14 protein-coding genes and 1 pseudogene are annotated in these 18,747 nt (G+C 74.6%); 10 read left to right on the plus strand and 5 right to left on the minus strand.

What is annotated here, in order from left to right; genetic code table 11:
- Positions 1 to 11 precede the first annotated feature (11 nt).
- The 3 genes from paaC to paaE are packed head-to-tail and all read left to right on the plus strand — an operon-like array spanning position 12 to position 2,505.
- Positions 12 to 878, plus strand: coding sequence for a 1,2-phenylacetyl-CoA epoxidase subunit PaaC (paaC, locus tag ACF061_RS13250; RefSeq protein WP_392266949.1), 867 nt, complete (start codon positions 12 to 14; stop codon positions 876 to 878).
- Positions 872 to 1,384: a 1,2-phenylacetyl-CoA epoxidase subunit PaaD gene (gene paaD, locus ACF061_RS13255; RefSeq protein WP_392266950.1), complete on the plus strand. Its 513-nt coding sequence runs from the start codon at positions 872 to 874 to the stop codon at positions 1,382 to 1,384. The genes paaC and paaD overlap by 7 nt, the downstream gene beginning before the upstream one ends.
- Positions 1,384 to 2,505, plus strand: coding sequence for a 1,2-phenylacetyl-CoA epoxidase subunit PaaE (paaE, locus tag ACF061_RS13260; protein ID WP_392266951.1), 1,122 nt, complete (start codon positions 1,384 to 1,386; stop codon positions 2,503 to 2,505). Before paaD ends, paaE begins: the two co-directional genes overlap by 1 nt.
- A gap of 171 nt (positions 2,506 to 2,676) precedes the next feature.
- Here the strand turns inward: paaE and ACF061_RS13265 are convergent, their stop codons facing one another.
- Positions 2,677 to 4,269 carry a cellulose binding domain-containing protein gene (locus tag ACF061_RS13265; RefSeq protein ID WP_392266952.1) on the minus strand — a complete coding sequence of 531 codons (1,593 nt, stop codon included), beginning with the start codon at positions 4,267 to 4,269 and terminating at the stop codon, positions 2,677 to 2,679.
- A 549-nt stretch (positions 4,270 to 4,818) separates the two neighbouring features.
- Between ACF061_RS13265 and ACF061_RS13270 the strand changes: the two genes are divergently transcribed.
- Positions 4,819 to 5,205, plus strand: coding sequence for a DUF4440 domain-containing protein (locus tag ACF061_RS13270; protein ID WP_392266953.1), 387 nt, complete (start codon positions 4,819 to 4,821; stop codon positions 5,203 to 5,205).
- Between the two features lie 253 nt (positions 5,206 to 5,458).
- On the opposite strand, the pseudogene ACF061_RS13275 reads toward ACF061_RS13270, so the two are convergent.
- A pseudogene (locus ACF061_RS13275) lies at positions 5,459 to 6,001 on the minus strand (DUF4157 domain-containing protein); the annotation flags it as partial.
- Positions 6,002 to 6,646: 645 nt separating this feature from the next.
- Positions 6,647 to 7,138, minus strand: coding sequence for a hypothetical protein (locus ACF061_RS13280; RefSeq protein ID WP_392266954.1), 492 nt, complete (start codon positions 7,136 to 7,138; stop codon positions 6,647 to 6,649).
- Here ACF061_RS13280 and ACF061_RS13285 point away from each other — a divergent pair.
- From ACF061_RS13285 to ACF061_RS13300, 4 genes are all read left to right on the plus strand, one after another.
- On the plus strand, positions 7,131 to 7,559 hold the full coding sequence (locus tag ACF061_RS13285; RefSeq protein WP_392266955.1) for a CAP domain-containing protein: 429 nt from the start codon (positions 7,131 to 7,133) through the stop codon (positions 7,557 to 7,559). The genes ACF061_RS13280 and ACF061_RS13285 overlap by 8 nt on opposite strands.
- Before the next feature lie 525 nt (positions 7,560 to 8,084).
- Positions 8,085 to 9,869, plus strand: a complete 1,785-nt coding sequence (locus ACF061_RS13290; RefSeq protein ID WP_392266956.1) for an N-acetylglutaminylglutamine amidotransferase — start codon at positions 8,085 to 8,087, stop codon at positions 9,867 to 9,869.
- Complete coding sequence (locus ACF061_RS13295) at positions 9,842 to 12,574, plus strand: S9 family peptidase (RefSeq protein ID WP_392266957.1); 2,733 nt, start codon at positions 9,842 to 9,844, stop codon at positions 12,572 to 12,574. Before ACF061_RS13290 ends, ACF061_RS13295 begins: the two co-directional genes overlap by 28 nt.
- 36 nt (positions 12,575 to 12,610) lie before the next feature.
- Positions 12,611 to 14,122 carry a hypothetical protein gene (locus ACF061_RS13300; protein ID WP_392266958.1) on the plus strand — a complete coding sequence of 504 codons (1,512 nt, stop codon included), beginning with the start codon at positions 12,611 to 12,613 and terminating at the stop codon, positions 14,120 to 14,122.
- Between the two features lie 244 nt (positions 14,123 to 14,366).
- Here the strand turns inward: ACF061_RS13300 and ACF061_RS13305 are convergent, their stop codons facing one another.
- Positions 14,367 to 14,816: a DUF523 domain-containing protein gene (locus tag ACF061_RS13305; protein ID WP_392266959.1), complete on the minus strand. Its 450-nt coding sequence runs from the start codon at positions 14,814 to 14,816 to the stop codon at positions 14,367 to 14,369.
- Positions 14,817 to 15,074: 258 nt separating this feature from the next.
- Here ACF061_RS13305 and ACF061_RS13310 point away from each other — a divergent pair, with 258 nt between their 5' ends.
- Positions 15,075 to 15,896: a lipase family protein gene (locus tag ACF061_RS13310; protein WP_392266960.1), complete on the plus strand. Its 822-nt coding sequence runs from the start codon at positions 15,075 to 15,077 to the stop codon at positions 15,894 to 15,896.
- A gap of 56 nt (positions 15,897 to 15,952) precedes the next feature.
- Entirely contained in the window at positions 15,953 to 16,735 is a 783-nt protein-coding gene (locus ACF061_RS13315; protein ID WP_392266961.1) for an SAM-dependent methyltransferase, read from the plus strand.
- Positions 16,736 to 16,760: 25 nt separating this feature from the next.
- Here the strand turns inward: ACF061_RS13315 and ACF061_RS13320 are convergent, their stop codons facing one another.
- Positions 16,761 to 18,179 (minus strand): MFS transporter, encoded by a 1,419-nt coding sequence (locus ACF061_RS13320; protein WP_392266962.1) that lies wholly within the window; start codon positions 18,177 to 18,179, stop codon positions 16,761 to 16,763.
- Between the last annotated feature and the right edge of the window lie 568 nt (positions 18,180 to 18,747).

Below are 18,747 nucleotides of genomic sequence, written 5' to 3' on the forward strand. Positions count from 1 at the left end.
AGCAGGACGACATGAGTGACGTCAGCGACGACCACGTCTACCTGTCCCTGGCCGAGGAGCACGGGGACGCGGCCGCCCGCTGGGCCTTCGGCACCGGCTTCGAGGACCCGCTGCACGGCGTGGACACCAGCGTGCCGGCCGGCGTCGACTCCGGCGAACTGGCCGCGCACTGCCTGGCCCTCGGCGACGACGCCCTGGTCGGCGCGCAGCGCCTGGCCCAGTGGTGCACCCGGGCGCCCGAGCTGGAGGAGGAGGTGGCCCTGGCCAACATCGGGCTCGATCTGCTCGGCCAGGCCCGGCTGCTGTACTCACGCGCCGGACAGGTGGACGGCACCGGCCGGGGCGAGGACGCCTACGCGTACTTCCGGGACCCGGAGGAGTTCCGCAGCGTCCGGCTCGCCGAACTGCCCAACGGGGACTTCGCGTTCTCCGTCACCCGGCTGCTGTTCCTGTCCTGCTGGCGCCTGGCCGTCTTCGAACGGCTGGCGACCGCCGCACCCGACCCGGTGCTGCGGGCGATCGCGGCCAAGGGCGTCAACGAACTCGCCTACCACCGCCAGTTCGCGGCGGACTGGACGGTGCGCCTGGGCGACGGCACCGCGGAGTCGCACCGGCGGATGCGGGCCGCGCTGGACGCCGTCGCCCCGTACACGTCCGAACTCCTCACCGCCCCGCCCGGCTTCGGCATCGACCCGGCGGACGTACGGGAGGAGGTGCTGACGGTGCTCCGGCGCGTTCTCGACACCGCCGGTCTGCGGCTGCCCGAGGCCCCGGCCCTGCCGGGACAGGGCCGCGAGGGCGCCCACACCGAGCACCTGGCCCCCCTGCTGGCCGAGTTGCAGAGCGTGGCCCGCGCCCACCCGGAGGCGACATGGTGACCGTCCTGGACGAGCGGCGGGCCCGGCACGTGGCCGAGCAGGTCCCGGACCCGGAGCTGCCCATGCTCACCCTGGCCGACCTCGGCGTGCTGCGCGAGGTCGAGCTGACGCCGGACGGCACGGTCGTCGCCGGTCTGACCCCCACCTACTCGGGTTGCCCCGCGATGGCGGAGATGCGCGCCGACGTCGCCGCGCGGCTGCGGGCGGCCGGATTCGCGCGGGTGGAGATCCGCACCGTGCTCGACCCGCCGTGGACGACGGACTGGATCACCGCCGAGGGCCGGCGCAAACTCGCCGAGGCCGGGATCGCGCCCCCCGGCAGCGCTCCCCGGCGCACCGCCGGACCCGTGCCGCTGGAGCTGTCGGTCACCCGGCGCGCGGTGGCGTGCCCGCGCTGCGGGTCGTCGGACACCCAGGAGACGTCCCGGTTCTCCGCCACCTCCTGCAAGGCCCTGTGGCGCTGCCGCGCCTGCCTGGAGCCGTTCGAGTACGTCAAGGAGATCTGATGGCCCCGACCACCACGTCGGCGAACACCCCGGTGCCCGCCGCCCCCGCACCCCGGCGACGCCGTCCGGTCTTCCATCCGCTGCGGGTCGCCGCCGTGCAGCGGCTGTGCGCGGACGCGGCAGCCGTCAGCTTCGACATCCCCGACGAGCTGGCGGAGGAGTTCGCCCACCGGCCTGGCCAGTCGCTCACCCTGCGCCGTGAGATCGACGGGCGTGACGAGCGCCGCTCGTACTCCATCTGCTCTCCCGCGGGCGACCGGCCCCGCATCGGGGTGCGGGTGGTGCCGGGCGGGGTCTTCTCCTCCTGGCTGGTGGACGACGTACGCCCCGGCGACACGATCGAGGTGATGGCCCCCACCGGCGCCTTCACACCCGACCTGAGCGAACCGGGCCACCACGTGCTGATCGCCGCCGGCTCCGGCATCACCCCGATGCTGTCCATCGCCGAATCCGTCCTGGCCGCGGACCCCAGGTCCCGGGTCACGCTCTTCTACGGCAACCGCCGCACCGACACGGTGATGTTCGCCGACGAACTCGCGGACCTGAAGGACCTCCACCCCACCCGTTTCCAGCTCGGGCACGTGCTGTCCCGCGAGCCGCGCGAGGCCGAACTCCTGTCGGGGCGCCTGGACGCCGAGCGCCTCGCCGCGCTCATCGACGGGCTCGTGGACGTGCCGGGCACGGACCACTGGTGGCTGTGCGGCCCGCACGACATGGTCCGGGACGCCCGGCGGCTCCTCGGGGACCTCGGCGTCCCGGCCGACCGCGTGCACCAGGAGCTGTTCTTCGCCGACGACGAGCCGATCCGCACGGTCCGGCACGAGGAGGCCCCGGCCGACGGCCCGGTCAGCCAGGTCACCATCACACTCGACGGCCGCTCCACCACCTCCCCCCTGCCCAGGGGGACGACGATCCTGGACGGGGCGGCACGGGTGCGGCCCGACATGCCCTTCGCCTGCAAGGGCGGGGTGTGCGGCACCTGCCGTGCCCTGGTCACCGACGGCGAGGCCGACATGCGCCGCAACTACGCGCTCGAGCCCTCCGAGGTCGACGCCGGCTATGTGCTCACCTGTCAGTCCTTCCCGGTGTCGGACGCCCTGACCGTGGACTTCGACAGCTGAGACGCCCACGACCGGCGTCCCACGCGGCCGTCGCGGCCCGGCCGCGCGCGCCGGCCACCGACGGGTCGACGGCCGGGGGCGGCATCGCCGAGGCAGGTTTCGGCGCTCCGCACGGGCCGGCGTCCGCGGACGGGCCCTCGGACCCGCCCGCGGACGCCTACCGGCCGTGCGTCAGCCGGTGTACGGCGCGAAGACCTTCGCGAACTCGTAGGGGGACTGCGGGACGTTGGTGCACGAGTACAGGGCGCCCGTGCAGGCGTTGCGGTCCCGGGTGGCCTCCCAGAAGGAGAGCTCCCCGAGGTGCTTGCCCTGTGCGAAGGCGACCAACTGACGGGCGTCGGCCTGGTCGTAGACGTGGCCGTCGTCGTTCTGGCCCAGCATCGGCGTCACTCCCACCATGGCCCACAGCTGGGCGTCCGTCCTGCCCGGGTAGAGCGACTTCAGCTGGGCGAAGGTGCTCTGCGCGGCCTGCACCGCCGCGTCGCCGTAGTCGACGGTGCGGTAGTAGTCCATCGCCATGACGTTCACGACGTCGAGGTCCACCCCCGCGTCCCGGGCGGACCTGACCACGTTCAGCCCGTCGGTGGTCAGTCCCTCCGGGAGCACCGGGAGGGTGAGCGAGACCCGCAGTCCCGGGTGGGCCTGCTGGAGGCGCGCCAGGGCCTGGGAGCGGCGGCCGACGGATGCCGGGTCGGCGGTCGCCGAGCCCTCGATGTCGAAGTCGGCGTACTTCAGGTCGTAGGCGGTGACGACCGCGTCGTACTCCGTGAACAGCGCGTCCACCGAACCGCAGGCCTGGGCCAGTTCGATCCCGGTGGCGCCGCCGAAGGACACCTTGACGTCTCCCCCGCCGGCGCGGATCGCGTCGATCTGGTCCTTGGCCCAGCCGCTCCTCGGGTCGTAGGCGTTGAACCACATCGCCTTGCAGCCCGACGCGGTGATGAACGCCATCGTGTAGTTCCGGACCCCGCTCGCCGAGGACATCGCGGGCATGCTCGGCGTGGGCCACGCGCCCATGTCGACGTACGGCGCGGTGTACAGGCCGCCGCTCGGCCGCGGGTCGCCGGAGGAGGAGGTGGTGCCGGCGACCGCCGCGCTCCAGTCGGAGGTGTTGCCCGCGGCGTCCCTGGCCCTGACCCGGAACGAGTAGCTCGTCTTCGGCTGCAGTCCGGTGGCGGTGTACGAGGTCCCGGCGACGGCGGCCGGGTCGCCGCCGTCACGGGAGACCTCGTAGCCGGCGACCGTACCGGAGTCGTCGGTGGCGGCGCTCCAGCGCACGGTCAGGGACGAGCCGGTCGCGGAGCCGACGGTGACGCCGGACGGCACACCTGGTGGCGTGGTGTCGCCGCCGCCGCTTCCGCCCGCGCAGGGCGCGCCGTCGAGCACGCAGTTCGCCGGCTCCGCGGCGCCGTTGGACACCCATCCGAAGGTCGCGGTCGCGCCGGGCGCCAACGACCCGTTGTACTCACGGTTCTTGAAGGTGTAGTGGCTGCCGCTCCGGGTGAGCAGCGCGTCCCAGTACGACCCGACGGAGGTGCCGGAGGGCAGGTCGAACTCGACGGTCCAGCCGGACAGTGTGGAGCTGCCCGTGTTGGAGACGGTGTACGCGCCCTGGTAGCCGCCCTCCCAGGTAGCGGTCCGCGAGAAGGCCGCGGTCGGGGCCGCCGCCGTGACCGCGGCCGGGGAAGCGACGGCCGCGGGTGGCGCGAGGAGCAGGAGCAGCGCTCCGACGAACACGGCGAGCAGGGCGGGCGGTCTTCGCATCGCTGCCTCCAGCGGGGTGGGCGCGCCGGGCGCGGCGCGCGGGGCTGCCCGAGTTGGTCCATACCAATGCTCTGTCAGTACGTACGTACCGAGCAGCCGACCGGCCGTCAAGTGCCCGGCGGCGCGAACCGGCCGCGGCCCCGACGCGCCCCACCGCCGGCCCGGCCGCGCCGATCGCCCGAGGAGGGCCCTGTTCGCTGCGGCAGGTGCCGCCCGAGGCGGCCGGCCCGCGAGGCGGGGTGTACGGCCTGCTGGTCGGGTGCCCGGTAGGTGCCGGTGTCGGCCAGGGAAAGTCGGTCCCGCCCGGGTCGGAGATGTCCCCCGTCTTCCGCCGGGTCCGCTCCGCCCACCGCACGGCGGCATGCGTTCACCCTGGGCGTGGCCTCCGCCCAGGGTGCGCCGGACGCGGGGGGCCGCCCCCTGGTGGAGCGCCGCGCCCCGGGAGGTCGTCGCGACGGGCGGCGAGCCGTCCGGCCCGAAGGCCAAGCCGTGCTCCGCGGGTGGCAAACAGGTTGCGAGGGGCTTGGTCGCCTCGGCGATGATGCCTGCATGAGCACAGAGACGGATGAGGTACGTGAAGCGATCGCGGGCGAGCTGCGTCTGATGGACCCCGGCGTGCGTGCGTCACGCTCGCTCGCCCGGCGGCTACTGGACCCGGAGTTCGTGGAGGTCGGTGCCTCGGGGCGGCGGTGGACGTATGACGAGATGCTCGCCGCGATGCCCGAGATGGACGGTGCGACGGACAGCGGTCCGCGCTATGAGCCCTCGAGGTTCACCGGTGTCCTGCTGGCACCCGGGCTGGTGCACCTCACCTACGAGACCACGCTGGAGGGGAACCGGGCACGGCGGAGTTCGCTCTGGCGCAAGCAGGGTGCGTCCACGACGTGGCGGATGTACTACCACCAGGCCACACCCGTCCCGCCCGACAGCGTGTGACCGCGGGTCCCGGACGGTGATGGTCCGTTGCCACTCGCACGGGGTCGACGGAGGGTCCCGTACCCGATGACCGGGGGAGATCTTCCAGCAGGCCGCGCGCACGCCTCCAGCGCGCCCACAGGGCAGCGGCCGGCGGAGAACTGACGACCGGGCGGTACCCGCGGCGATCACCGTCGGCATGGCCGGCACCCTGGTCCGCCACCGCCGCCTCACCGACGGAGACGGACCTCTAAGGGGTGCGCTCGGTCTCGCTCCGCTGCGCCTGCGGCGCCGCTCCGGTCATCACTCGTCTCGCGTTGGCCTCCGCTTCGCGTTCGAAGCGGTCGGAGGGGTCGGAGAGCTTGAGTCCGGAGCCGTTGTCGGTGCCGTCGACGGGCCCTTGGCGTTGCTGGATGACGTGGGTGAGCTCATGGGCGAGGGTGTGCTTGTCGCCGCCTCCTATGCCGATGACGACGTGGTTGCCGGAGGTGTAGGCACGGGCGCCCACCTCGGCGGCGGAGGCCCGGGCCGCGGAGTCGGTGTGGACGCGGACGTCGGAGAAGTCCGCGCCGAGCCGGGCCTCCATGTCACTGCGGGTGGCGTCGTCGAGGGGCCGGCCGCCGGTACGCAGGACGTCGTGGACGGCGGAACGCTGCACCTCGGGCGGGGCCGCCTGGTGGCCGCAGCCCGGGCCGTGCTCATGGCGGTCCTGCGCCCAGGTGTGCCCGGCCTGGCGGAGCAGTTGCACCACGGCGGCGTTCCCGGCGGCACCTTGCAGGGCGGAGAGGCCGTGGGGCCGGGTCCGCGCTTTGGGCACGGGAGTGTGTGCCCGACCGCGGCCGCCGTCGCTTCCGGATTTCTCGTGCTCGCGCAAGGAAGGCTCTTCCGGCTCAGGGGATGTGAGTCCTTCCTGGATACCGGTCGGGTCCGCGCCGACGCCAGGTGTCCCGGGGCAGAACGCCCTGTCCGAACGGGCACACCGCTCAGGGCGCGACCAGGAGCGGCGCCATGGCCACCCATCGCGTGGACACGGCGGTGACATCACTCACAGCGAAACCCGCTGACACGCCCCGCGGATAGTAGAAGTCGCCTCCATGAAATAGGAGACATGTCCGGCTTGAGGCGAGCACATCACACGGCGGAACGGCTCCCCTTCCGCGCTCTCGACGCCCGGCCCCTCCCGCCCCCGGCGAGCGTGCTCCTGACGGAGGGACAGCGGCGCGCATCCTCCGCGAAAACCCGGTCAGCACGTTCCCGGCCGACTCCGCAAGGGGCGGGCCGACCTACTAGGCGAGGTAGTGACAAGGTGCTTTGCACTTCATGTGAAGGCCCCCTAAAAATGACGACCCACAGAGCATCGCCGCAGTTCAGAGCCGAACTCCGTACAGAGCGAACTGCATTGAGGGGCGCTCGGCGGCCACCGAGTGAGGTCACGTATGGGAAAGCATCGCAAGAAGCAGTACTACCGGCGGGCGGCCATCGCCGCCGTGGTCGTGAGCGCCGTTGGCATACCTTCCGTTGCCCTGGCCTGTGGCGACTGGCAGGGCAACGGAGGAAGCGCGTCACACGTCGCCGAGAGGACCACGGCCACCAACTGGTGGAGCGACGCCGAACGGCACAATGACCCCAGCCTGGCCGAGGACGCGGAGCCGAGCCCGGTGGCGTCACGGACTCCGGCCGCCGCGACGAGCACGCCCCGGCCGGCCGCTTCGCGGACCGCCGCCCCCTCGAAGCCCACCGCCTCGAAGACCGCGGCCGCCCCGAAGACGGTCGCCGCCTCCAGGACGGCCCCCTCGAAGACCGCTCCGTGGAGGACCGCTACGCCGCGGACCACGCCCGCGCCGTCGACGACGAGGACCACCGCCGCTCCCTCGCGCACCGGGAACACCACGGCCTCCGAGCCCGCGGTGGCCGCGACGCCCAGCAGCCCCCGGACCACCGCCGCGGTGTCCACGGCTTCCGCTTCCCCGAGCGTCCCGAAGGCGGGCGCGACGGCGTCCACGGCCGCCGCCCGCGTGGTGGAACTCGTCAACACCGAGCGGGCCAAGGTCGGTTGCTCGCCCTTGACGCTCAACGCGACGCTGACCGCGGCCGCCCAGGCGCACAGCGAGGACATGGCGGCCCACCAGAACATGTCGCACACCGGATCCGACGGGTCCGCCCCCGGCGACCGGATCACCCGGGCCGGCTACGACTGGAGCGCCTACGGCGAGAACGTCGCCTACGGATACGCCACTCCCGAGCAGGTCATGGCCGGCTGGATGGCCAGCCCCGGCCACAAGGCCAACATCCTCGACTGCGCGTTCAAGGAGATCGGCGTCGGCGTCGCCCAGCCCGGCGACTACTGGACCCAGGACTTCGGCGCCTCCCGCTGACCGGGGTCGCGGCCGGTACCGGCCCGCCTGGCACACCCCTGGCCGGCGGGCCGGCACGGTACCGCGACATGGCTCCCACGGCACTCGGCAGGTGATTCCCGGTTGCCCCGGCCGACTCAGGGCACCCGGTGTCGGAACCGGTCGTGTCCGCCGATCCGCCGGAACCGCCTCCACCACGGGGCGGGGCCGCGATCCGCGGGAGTCGACCGGAAGGCACGGCATGGGAGGTACCGTGACGGAGTGCATCGGGGCAGTGGAAGGACCCCGCGTACGGGGCGTGACGAGCGGGCGGTCGGGGCCACCGGCCCGCGCCGGGCTCGACCGGTCGGACAGACCCGGTCTCACTCCCCGTGACGCCGACCCCACTCCGGGTCGCCGTCGCTCCGGTCGGCGGATCACCGCACGACGGCACATCACCGCAGGTCAGTGGGGAGACGGACGACGCAGGACTCCCGCGCGGCGGCGAGCCCTGGCAGGGCGGCGGATCGCCGCGAGCGGGCGGAGCGCCGTGAGGAGGTCTGCCTGATGTGCGGTCTCAGCGGCGAGGTCCGCTTCGACGGCGGGCGACCCGACATCGCGGCAGTCGAACGCATGACCGATCGACTGGCGCCTCGGGGGCCCGACGGCCGCGGCCTGTGGTCCCAGGGGCCGGTCTGCCTCGGCCACCGCCGACTCAAGATCATCGACCTGTCGGAGAGCGGCGCCCAGCCCATGGCCGACCCCATGGGCCGCGTGGCCGGCGTCTTCAACGGCTGCGTCTACAACTACCGTGCGCTGCGGCGGGAGTTGTCCGACCTCGGCCACCGCTTCTTCTCCGACTCCGACACCGAGGTGGTGCTCAAGGCGTACCAGGAGTGGGGTACGGCCTGCGTCGACCGCTTCCACGGCATGTTCGCCTTCGTGGTCGTCGAGCAGGACACCGGCCGGGTGGTCATGGCCCGCGACCGGCTCGGCATCAAGCCGCTGTACCTGACCTCGACGCCGGAACGGCTGCGGTTCGCCTCCTCCCTGCCGGCCCTGCTGGCCGGCGGCGGCGTGGACACCTCGCTGGACCCGGTCGCCCTGCACCAGTACCTGAGCTGGCACGCCACCGTGGCCGCGCCCCGGACCGTCCTCAACGGCGTGCGCAAGCTCCCGCCGGCCACGGTCCGGGTGATCGAGCGGGACGGGACCCACCGCGACGAGTGCTACTGGCAGCCCGGCTACACCCGCCGGCCCGAGTACGCCGGGCTGAGCGCCGAGGACTGGACGGATGCCGTGCTGGAGGCGCTGCGCACCGCCGTGCGCCGCCGCATGGTGGCCGACGTACCGGTCGGAGTGCTGCTGTCGGGCGGTCTGGACTCGAGTCTCATCGTGGCCCTGCTGGCCCAGGAGAACCAGCGCGACCTGGCCACCTTCAGCGTCGGCTTCGAGTCGGAGGGCGGCGAGGAGGGGGACGAGTTCGACTACTCGGACCTGGTGGCCCGGCACTTCGGCACCGACCACCACCAGCTGCTGGTCCCCTCCGACCGGGTCTCGCGCGCGCTGGACGGCGCGGTGGCCGCCATGAGCGAGCCCATGATGAGCCACGACGTGGTCGCCTTCCACCTGTTGTCCGAGCAGGTCGCCAAGGAGGTGAAGGTCGTCCAGAGCGGCCAGGGCGCCGACGAGGTGTTCGCCGGTTACCACTGGTACCCGGCCATGGCCGAAGCGCCTCGCCGGCACGCGGCGCAGGCGTACATCGACGCCTACTTCGACCGGCCGCACGCCGACCTCGCCCGCATGGTGGAGCCCGAGATGCTGTGCGACCACGACGCGTCCGGCGACTTCGTGCGCGCGCACATGGCGGCGCCGGGCGCCGAGACCGCGCTCGACGCGGACCTGCGGCTGGACACACACGTGATGATGGTCGACGACCCGGTCAAGCGCGTGGACAACATGACCATGGACTGGGGTCTGGAGGCCCGCGTACCGTTCCTCGACCACGAACTCGTCGAACTCGCCGCCGCCTGCCCGCCCGGGCTCAAGCTCGCCGACGGCGGCAAGGGCGTGCTGAAGGCGGTCGGACGCCGGGTGCTGCCGCGCAGGGTCGTCGACCGGCCCAAGGGTTACTTCCCGGTGCCGGCGATCAAGCACATGGCCGGCCCGGTGCTGGAGCGGGTGCGCGAGGCGGTCACCGCCCCGGAGGCCAAGGCCAGAGGCGTCTTCCGGCAGGAGTACGTCGCCGAACTGCTCGCGGCGCCCGACGCGCACCGCACTCATCGGGGGGCGAACACGCTGTGGCAGGTAGCTTTGCTGGAGATATGGCTGCAAACGCACGGGATCGACTGACCGGCGGGCGAGCCCCGCGCCCGTCCGCGCCCGGTGGAACGAACTCCGCGGTCGGCGGGGCGGCCCCGGCCCACGACCCTGCCGCGTCGGCCCCGGACGCGACCGCGGCCGCCCCGCGCACGGCCGCCGGGGCTCCGGCCCCGGGCACACCGGCCAGGCTCGCGCTCCCGGAAGCGGCCGCGTCGGCCCAGGGCCCGGCGGAGCCGGCGGGAACGCTCCTCGGGCCGACGGGGGCGCCCCTGCTCGGCGACCGGCCGCGCCGGTCGCTCCTGACGCCGGGTGCCGCCGCCGCGGGCGAGGCTTCCGGGCCGCCGTCCGCGCGTCCCGGCGAGACCGGGATCATCGTGCCCGGGCGGGAGGCGGCGAGCCGGCTGCCGGGCCTGCGGGCGGCCACGGCCCTCACGGACGACGCGTCGTCCCGGGCGCCGCTGCCCGCGCCCGCGCCGCTGCTCCTGCCGGACGTGGCGCCGGCCCATGAGGTGCCGCAACTGGTGACGGCCCACGGCTGCTGGTATCCCTCGGTGGATCCCAGCGGCCGCCAGGTCGCCTTCATCTGCGACCGGGGCGGCGTGCCGCAGCTGTGGGCGGGGCCGGTAGACGGCGACGCGGTGCACCTGCTCGACGGCGACCTGGACCCGGTCACCGAGGTGTCCTGGTCACCGGACGGCCGGTGGATCGCGTACACCACCGCGCCGGGCGGCGGGGAGCTCACACGTGTCCTGTGCGTGCGTCCCGACGGCACCGGGCGGCGCGTCCTCGCCGGTGCGGAGCCGGGCAGCTCGGCACACCTGGGTTGCTGGCTGCACGACGGTTCCGCCGTCGCGGTGACCGTCGCCGAGCCGTCCGCGGGCGCGGAGACGGGCGCCGTGGAGGCCGCTCCCGTACGGGCGGAGGCCGAGGCGCGGATACCGTCCCTGCCGGCCGGCTGGGCCGCACGGGACGGCCACGCCGTGCTGCTCAGCGCTCCGCCGTCCGGTACGGCCGCCGCCCGGCGTCCGCCCGCCCCCGCCCCCGGCGGCCACGCCGTCGCGGGCGGCGACCCGACCGGCCTCGACGAGCCGGTGCCCCTGACGCTCTCCGCCTACCTGGTCGATCCGGAAGGCGTGAGGGCCCCCGTGTTCCTGGCGAGTGAGCGCGGCGCCGCCACCCTGCGCGTGTGCGACGTCAGCCGCGACGGCCGGCTCGCCCTGCTGCGCCGGGGGCCGCGGGCCGGGCGCGAAGCCCTCGTCGTGCGCACCCGCGACCTGGCGACCGCCTGCGCGGTGCCGGTCGCCGACGGCGATCCCTGGATCGGCGGTTTCGCGCCGGACGGCCGCACCCTGTGGCTGCGCAGCGACCACGACCGGGAGTACGCCGCCCTGTACGCGGTCCGGCTCGACCCGCAGGGGCGTCGGACGGGGCTCGACGTCGCCGCGGAACGCCCGGACCGGGAGCTGGAGTTGCTGGCCCTGGACCGGAGCGGGCGCGGCGCCCTGCTCTGCTGGAACGCACGCGGCCTCAGCGAACTGCAGATCGCCGTCCTGGACACCGCCGCCGCGGCCGACGGGGAAGGGGACGGCGCCACGGCCCGGACCGCCCCCGCGCCGGAGCCCGCACCACAGGCGCTGCTCGCGCCAGCGACACCGCCGGCCGCGCCGGCACGGCTGTCCCCGCCGGCACCGCTCGCACCGCCGGCACGGCTCGCCCGGTCGGTCCTGCGCTCGACACCGCTCGCCGTCGCGGCGCCGACGATCCGTACGTCCCGTGCCGTACCGCTCCCCCACGAGGTGGTCACCCGAGTGGAGCCCACCTCGGACCCGGACAGCCCGGTCGTGGCCCTGTCCGGGTCGCAGCGCCGACCCGGCGTGTGGTGGCTGTCGCAGGGCACGGCGCTGCGCACCGCGTGGTCCTCCCGCGACGAGGACGTGGCCCCCGGCAGCCGCTCCCCCGTCCGGCCCGTGCCGATGCGCCCCGTGGCCCGGGACGGACTCCTCCTCGGCGGCTGGTACTACCGCGCCCACGGCCGCTCCCCCGGCGAACCCGCGCCCTGCGTCATCCACCTGCACGGCGGCCCCGAGGAACAGGAACGCCCCGTCTTCGACCCGCTGTACCACGAACTGCTCGGCCGGGGACTGGACGTCTTCGCCCCCGACGTGCGCGGCTCGGGCGGCTACGGGCGCTCGTACGTCGACGCGGACCTGGGCAAGGGGAGGTTCGCCGCCATCGACGATGTCGCCGACTGCGCGGCCCACGCCGTTCTGGCCGGACCGGCCGACCCCCAGCGCCTGGCCGTGATGGGCCACTCCTACGGCGGCTACCTGGTGATGGCCTCCCTGGTCTGGCACCCGGACCTGTTCCGCACCGGAGTGGCGGTGTGCGGCATGAGCGACTTCGCCACCTTCTTCGCCGGCACCGAACCGTGGATCGCCCAGTCGGCGGCGCACAAGTACGGGCACCCGGAGCACGACCGCGACCTGCTGCGCGCGCTGTCGCCGATGAGCCGCATCGACGCCCTGCGCGCCCCGGTGCTGGCCATCCACGGCGAACACGACACCAACGTGCCGCCGGGCGAGTCCGAGCAGTTCGTCCGGGCGGCCAGGGAACGCGGGCTGGAGGCGGAACTCCTCCTCCTGCGCCAGGAGGGCCACGACTTCCAACGCGCCGACAACCGCCGCCTGTTCCGCCGGACGGCCGCGGAGTGGATCCAGCGCCGCCTGACCGGCTGACGGGGGCCGGCACCGGCTGATGGCATAGTGCCGCGCATGCCGATACGGACCGCACGCCCACGCGACGGCGGGTGGTGGGGAGCCTTCCTCGCGCCCCTCGTCCCCCTCGTCGCGTCGCTCGCCGCACTCCTCGCCGTCGCGGCCGCGCCCGCCTTCGCCGCGCGGGCCGGCGCCGCCGGCGCCGCCGGGGCGGACGCGGTCCGGCTGCGGCTCGAGGCCCCGCGGACCTTCGTCATGTACAACGCCGACCAGGGCGCCGAGGCGGAGAACAACGGGTTCGTCCTGCCGGTCTCCGTCGTGCCCGGCAACACCGAACCGGCCCGCGACATCGAGGTCGTGGTGGACGCGTCGGGGCTGGCGGGCGTGGCCCGGGTGACGAACGGCGGCGGCAACGACTGCACCGGCGCGGGCTGGGTGTGGACGTGCGAGTACGGCACCCTGCGCGACGACGGGGAGAGCATGCCGCCCTTCACCGTCCACGGCGTGGACGGGGTGCGGCCGGGCGACAGCGGGACGGTCACCTACACCGCGCGCGCGGACAACGCGGCTCCCGTCACCGGCACCACCCGCATGGTCGTCGGCGGGCCCACGCTGTACTCGCCCGACGAACAGGGAAAGGTGTCCGGGCTCGAGCCGGGGAGGTCCGCGTCGCTGACGCCGGAGTTCGCCAACCCCAGCCGGTTCTCCACCGGGCAGGGCGTCGCCCTGCGGATCACCGCGCGCGGCGGCCTGGTGCTGACGGCCCGTCCCCGCAACTGCCGCTACGACCCGGAGTTCACCTCCGCCTGGTGCACGTTCCCGACCCGGGCCGCCCCGGGCACCGCCTACCGCACCACCTCGCCGGTCACCTTCACGGCCGCCCCCGGGGAGCTGACCGGAACGCTGGAGTACTCCTGGTCCTCCGACCCGCGGTCGCCCATCGAGCCGACGGTGCGCGGAACGGGCGCCCCGCTCACCCTGACCAGGACGTCCGGACCGGGCCGGCGCCACAGCGCCGGCGCGCTCACCGAGGTGCGGACCACGGTCCAGGCCGACTACGCGGCGGTCACCGGGACCGTGCGGGGGCGGGTCGGCGACACGGTGAGCGTGAAGCTCGGGGTACGCGATCTCGGCCCCGGCAGGCCGGGGGGCGCCAGGGGCACCTTCGAGGTGGTCCCGCCGGAGGGCACCACGGTCACCTCCGTCCCGTACACCTTCGAGGACACGGACGGGAAGTGGGCGTGCCGGCGCCCGGGGCGGCCGGGCGGGGCCTTCGTCTGCGATCTCGACAGCGACGTGTTCCGGCCGGGGGACCACGGGACGACCACCGTGGACTTCCGCTTCCGCATCGACCGGCAGGTGCCGGGCGCCCGGGGCACTGTCCGCACGCACGGCCCGTACGACCGCACGCCGGGCAACGACACCGCAGGCATCCCGCTGGAGGCCTCACCGGCCCTGCCGCACCGGTCGGCGGTACGGCCCGCACTGCTGGTCCCGGCCGCCCTGGTCACCGTGGCGGCCGTGACCGCGGCGGTGCTGTACCGCCGTCGCCGCCGGGCCGTGTCCTAGCTCCTCTCGTCTCCCGTCCCTCTCGTCAGGAGCGGGCCGGGCGCGCGTCACGCGATGGCCGGGTACGCCGTGCCGGTGGCCGGGCGGGCGATGCCGGGTGTGTCCGGCTGCCGTGCTCGGCGTCTCCGCCTGCCTGTCCGCACGGCACACCGCCCGCGCGCTCGCCCGGCGGGCACGGGCGTACGGCCCGCGCCCGCCGGGCACGGGCGTGCGGCCTCACACGCCGGGCGCGGACCGTGCGGCCTCACACGCCGGGCGCGGGCCGTACGGCGATCCCGTTCCGTTCGAGCAGCGCCGCCGTCACTCCGTCTCCCGGCACCGACTCCCCCGTGAACGACCCGTCGTACACCGTGCCCCGCCCGCACGACGGGCTGCGCGGCATGAGCAGGGCCTCCGTGCAGCCGGTGCGCCGCGCCGCCGCGAGCGCGCGCCGCGCTCCCTCGACGAACTCCGCCGTCACATCGCGCCCGGTGTCGTCCACGACCCGCGCCGTGCCGTCGAGCACGTCATGCCCGTCCCCGCCCACCAGCTCCGCCGGCCGCCGCGGTGTGGTGAGACCACCGGCGACCTCCGGGCAGAAGGGGACGGCCTCACGGCCGGCCACCTCCTCGGCCGTCCGCGAGGACGCCTTGTGCCGGCCGTCGAACCGGCAGGGCACACCCCGCAGGCAGGCGCTGACCAGGATCGCTTCCATGCCGCCAGGCTAGCCGCAGCGGCTGCCGGTGCCGCCGCCGGTCCATGACGCGGCGGCCCGGCGGTTCCCCCGGGGCTGTTGGTGTGGTGGGCGGCGACCGGGTGTGGTCCGTACGGGCTGCCACGGGTGTGTCAGCTCCCCGGCGCCGGTCCGCCGCCGCTAGGAAGGACCACGTCACTGTCCATGGCGGTCGACCGGAGGCCGGCGCGTGACGCGCGGCCCGGGAGGCCCGACCGCCGGTGAAACGAGGAGGCCGCCATGGCCGCGCCCGTCGAGATCGACCACCGTGACACCGCGTACAGCCTGAAGCGCGCCTACTGGCTGGCCCTGGCCTGCGACCTGGCCTACAAGGACGAGGCCACGATCGACCGGCAGGCCCGGGACTGGGGCTTCGGCGAGGTCCGCCACCACGAGACCCGCTTCACGCCGCCGTTCCCGCTGGAGGACACCCAGGCCTACACCATGGCCGGGGACGACATGATCGTCACCGCGTTCCGCGGCACCGAACCGGCACAGATCAAGGACTGGCTCTCGGACGGCACCACCCCGCCCAGCCCCGGCCCGGGCGGCACCGGACACGTCCACTACGGCTTCGCCGAGGCGCTGGACTCGATCTTCCCGGACGTCGAGAACACCCTCGCCGAGCTGCGCACCAACGGGCAGAGCGTGTGGTTCACCGGTCACAGTCTGGGCGGCGCGCTGGCCATGCTCGCCGGCGCCCGGCTGTACCTCCAGGAGCCGCGGCTGGCCGCCGACGGCGTCTACACCTACGGTCAGCCCCGCACCTGCGACGCGACGTTGGCCAAGGCGTACAACAAGGGTTTCAAGGACCGGATGTACCGCTTCGTCAACAACAACGACGTCGTGCCCCACCTCCCGCCCGAGCCCGTGTACACCCATGTCGACGCGCTGCGGTACATCGACTCCCGTGGAAAGGTCCATGACTCGGTGTCGCTCCTCGGCGGACTCGCCGACCGTGCCGCCGGCCTGACGGCCGACGCGCTGGCGCCCGCGAGCGACGGGGTGCGCGACCACTTCATGCGCAGCTACCTCACCGCCCTGGAGAAGAACCTGTCCTGACGACGCGGCGCCGAAAACGGATGGGCGCGGCCGGGGGCGCGTGTCACCCTGCGACGGTGAACCGTCAACGGCTCTCCCTCCTCGCCCACACGGACCACCCGGTCGCGGCCCCGCTCGACGACGAGTCGGTGCGCCGGCTGCTGCGGCACGGTGTCCCACGCGACGACGCCCGGGTACTGGACCTCGGCTGCGGCAGCGGCGAGTGGCTGCTGCGTGCCCTGACCGCACATCCCCGGCTGCGGGCCGAGGGCGTCGACGTCTCCGGGAGCGCACTGGCCCTCGCCCGTGAGACGGCGCGGGTGCGAGGTGTTGGAGACCGGCTCGTCCTCCGCCAGACGGACGCCTCGGACTTCGCCGCCCCGCACACGTTCGACCTGGTGATCAGTGTGGGGGCCGCGCACGCCTTCGGCGGGCTGCCCGCCACCCTCGCGGCGGCCCGGCGGCACCTGGCTCCCGGCGGACGGGTCCTGGTCGGCGACGGATTCTGGGCCCGGGAGCCCTCCCCGGACGCCGTCGAGATGCTCGGTGACCTCGCCGACCTGCCGACCACCGTGGACCGCGTCGTCGCCGACGGCTGGACCCCTGTCCACGGGCACATCAGCACGCGCCGGGAACTCGACGACTACGAATGGTCCTGGACGGGCTCGCTGGCCTCCTGGGCCCTGGACCACTTCGACGACCCGGACGGTTCCCAGGCGCTGGCGGCGGCCACGACTCACCGCGACGAATGGCTGCGCGGCTACCGGGACGCCTTCGGCTTCGTCACCCTGGTCCTGCGCCCGACGCCCGAGCGGTCCCGCGACAGCGGTTCGCCCGAAGGCCCTGGGGCGCGAGATTGACGGTACGGCCCGCACGCGCGGAGTCCTACGCCTGTCCGGGCTTCCCCGGTACGCACAGCCACGCCAGGCCGGCCGCCGTGAGGTAGGCGAGCGCGCCGACGGCCATGCTGGTGCGCGGTCCGGCGCCGTGGGCGGCGTCCATCGAGAGCAGGCTGCCGCCGAGGGCCACGCCGGTGGCACTGCCGATCTGGCGGGTGGTGTTGAACAGGGCGGAGGCCACACCCGGATACCCGGGCGGTGCGGCGCCCATCACCGTGGCGGTCGAGCCGGTCAGGGCGAAGGAGGTGCCGAACCCGGCGGCCATCATCGGCAGGACCAGCAGCGGATAACCGGGATCGGGGCCGGCCACGGCCCAGCCGGCCAGCCCCAGAGCGGCCAGCAGCATGCCGGAGACCACCAGCGGCCGGTCGCCGGTGCGACGGGTCAGCCGCCCGGACAGGGCGGAGGCGAACATGGTCATCGCCACCGCCGGGAACAGCGCCGCCCCGGTCTCCAGGGCGCTGAGGCCCCGTCGGCGCTGGAAGTCCAGGCTGGCGGTGAACACCATGCCGTAGAAGCCGAGATTGAACAGCAGGCCGATCGCGGCACCGCCGCTCATCGCCCGGGAGCGCAGCAGCCCCAGCGGGAGGGCCGGGGACGCGGCCAGCCGCTCGCGCAGCACGAACACCGCGGCGGCCGCGGCGGCCAGGGCCAACCCCGTCAGGACGACGGGGTCGGTCCAGCCGCGCCGTCCGGCCTCGTTGAGCGCGGCGGTCAGCAGGGCCACCGTCGCCACGACCGCGCACTGCGCCGGCCGGTCCAGGGCCCGGGCGGTGTCGCGGGGCGAGGGCGCGACCTGACGCAGCGTCAGGACAAGGCAGGCCACGCCCACCGGGAGGTTGATGAGGAAGACCCACCGCCAGCCCACCGTGGAGACCAGCAGCCCGCCCAGCAGCGGCCCCGCACTGGCCGCTGTGCCCGCCATCGAACCCCACAGCCCGAAGGCCCGCGCGCGGGTCGCCGGGTCCGGGTACGCCTGCTGGAGCAGGGCCAGGGAACCGGGCACGATCAGCGCCGCGCCGATCCCCTCCACCACCCGGGCGGCGACGAGGAAGAGGGCGTCCGGCGCGAGCGCGCACCCGGCCGAGGACGCGGTGAACACCACCACTCCCGAGCAGAAGATCCGCCGGTTGCCCAGCCGGTCGCCCAGCGCACCGCCGGTCATCAGGAACCCGGCGAACGCCAGGGTGTAGCCGTCCGTGATCCACTGGATCCCGGTGAGGGACGCGGACAGCTCACGGCCGATCACCGGCACGGCCACGTTGATGATCGTCACGTCCAGGATCACCATGAAGTATCCGGCGCACACCGCGAGCAGCGGCGCCGGGGACCGCCGTCCGGGCTCCGGGGCCGACTCGTCGGCGGGCTCGGGCCCATCGGCGCCGGCCGGCCCCGCGAACGTCACGACCAGAACCCCATCCCGTCCAGGACGATCCACACGAAACGCACGATATCGCCTCGGACCGAACCGTACCGGCCGGCCCGACCGGCCCGGTCGGCCGCCCGGCGGCGGGCCTACCCCCAGCCGCCCGACGGGGCGTCACGTACGGAGTGCCACCTCCCGCACGTCGGGGAGGTCCTCGCAGCAGTGGCCGAAGCGGTGACCGCGCCTTCCGGATCCGTGCCGTCGGCCGTCGCGCCCGGTGAGCCCAGGGGGCGCCAACGGGTGACCGGCCCCGGTGTGTTCCGCTCCGGTGGGCGCGAGCCCCTGGGCGTCGGCGCCCCACCGGTGGCGCCCGCGGGACGGGGAGCCCTCCGGAACACCACGTCCGACGGCGATCCCGGCCGGGCGGTCGCCGTCCTCGTCGGTGCGTTCCCCTCCCCTTCACGGAGTGGGAGGGGCCCACCCGGTCCGGAGGTCCGCCCGATCGCGCGGGGCGGCGCGCGGTGACCCGGCTGCGGCCGCCCGCCGTTGCGCCCACCGGGCGTCGTCCGTCTGGACAGGGCCGGGTCGCGCGCCGGGCGTCCAGCAC

Source organism: Streptomyces sp. NPDC015220, from assembly GCF_043079345.1.
In the GTDB taxonomy this organism is placed as follows: Bacteria; Actinomycetota; Actinomycetes; order Streptomycetales; family Streptomycetaceae; genus Streptomyces.

Excerpts from the sequence above, each read along its gene's own strand:
- ACF061_RS13310 (WP_392266960.1), top strand. The coding sequence starts at position 15,075 with ATGGCCGCGCCCGTCGAGATCGACCACCGTGACACCGCGTACAGCCTG.
- ACF061_RS13265 (WP_392266952.1), bottom strand. The coding sequence starts at position 4,269 with ATGCGAAGACCGCCCGCCCTGCTCGCCGTGTTCGTCGGAGCGCTGCTC.
- ACF061_RS13290 (WP_392266956.1), top strand. The coding sequence starts at position 8,085 with ATGTGCGGTCTCAGCGGCGAGGTCCGCTTCGACGGCGGGCGACCCGAC.
- ACF061_RS13270 (WP_392266953.1), top strand. The coding sequence starts at position 4,819 with ATGAGCACAGAGACGGATGAGGTACGTGAAGCGATCGCGGGCGAGCTG.
- ACF061_RS13305 (WP_392266959.1), bottom strand. The coding sequence starts at position 14,816 with ATGGAAGCGATCCTGGTCAGCGCCTGCCTGCGGGGTGTGCCCTGCCGG.
- ACF061_RS13295 (WP_392266957.1), top strand. The coding sequence starts at position 9,842 with ATGGCTGCAAACGCACGGGATCGACTGACCGGCGGGCGAGCCCCGCGC.
- paaD (WP_392266950.1), top strand. The coding sequence starts at position 872 with ATGGTGACCGTCCTGGACGAGCGGCGGGCCCGGCACGTGGCCGAGCAG.
- paaE (WP_392266951.1), top strand. The coding sequence starts at position 1,384 with ATGGCCCCGACCACCACGTCGGCGAACACCCCGGTGCCCGCCGCCCCC.
- ACF061_RS13300 (WP_392266958.1), top strand. The coding sequence starts at position 12,611 with ATGCCGATACGGACCGCACGCCCACGCGACGGCGGGTGGTGGGGAGCC.
- paaC (WP_392266949.1), top strand. The coding sequence starts at position 12 with ATGAGTGACGTCAGCGACGACCACGTCTACCTGTCCCTGGCCGAGGAG.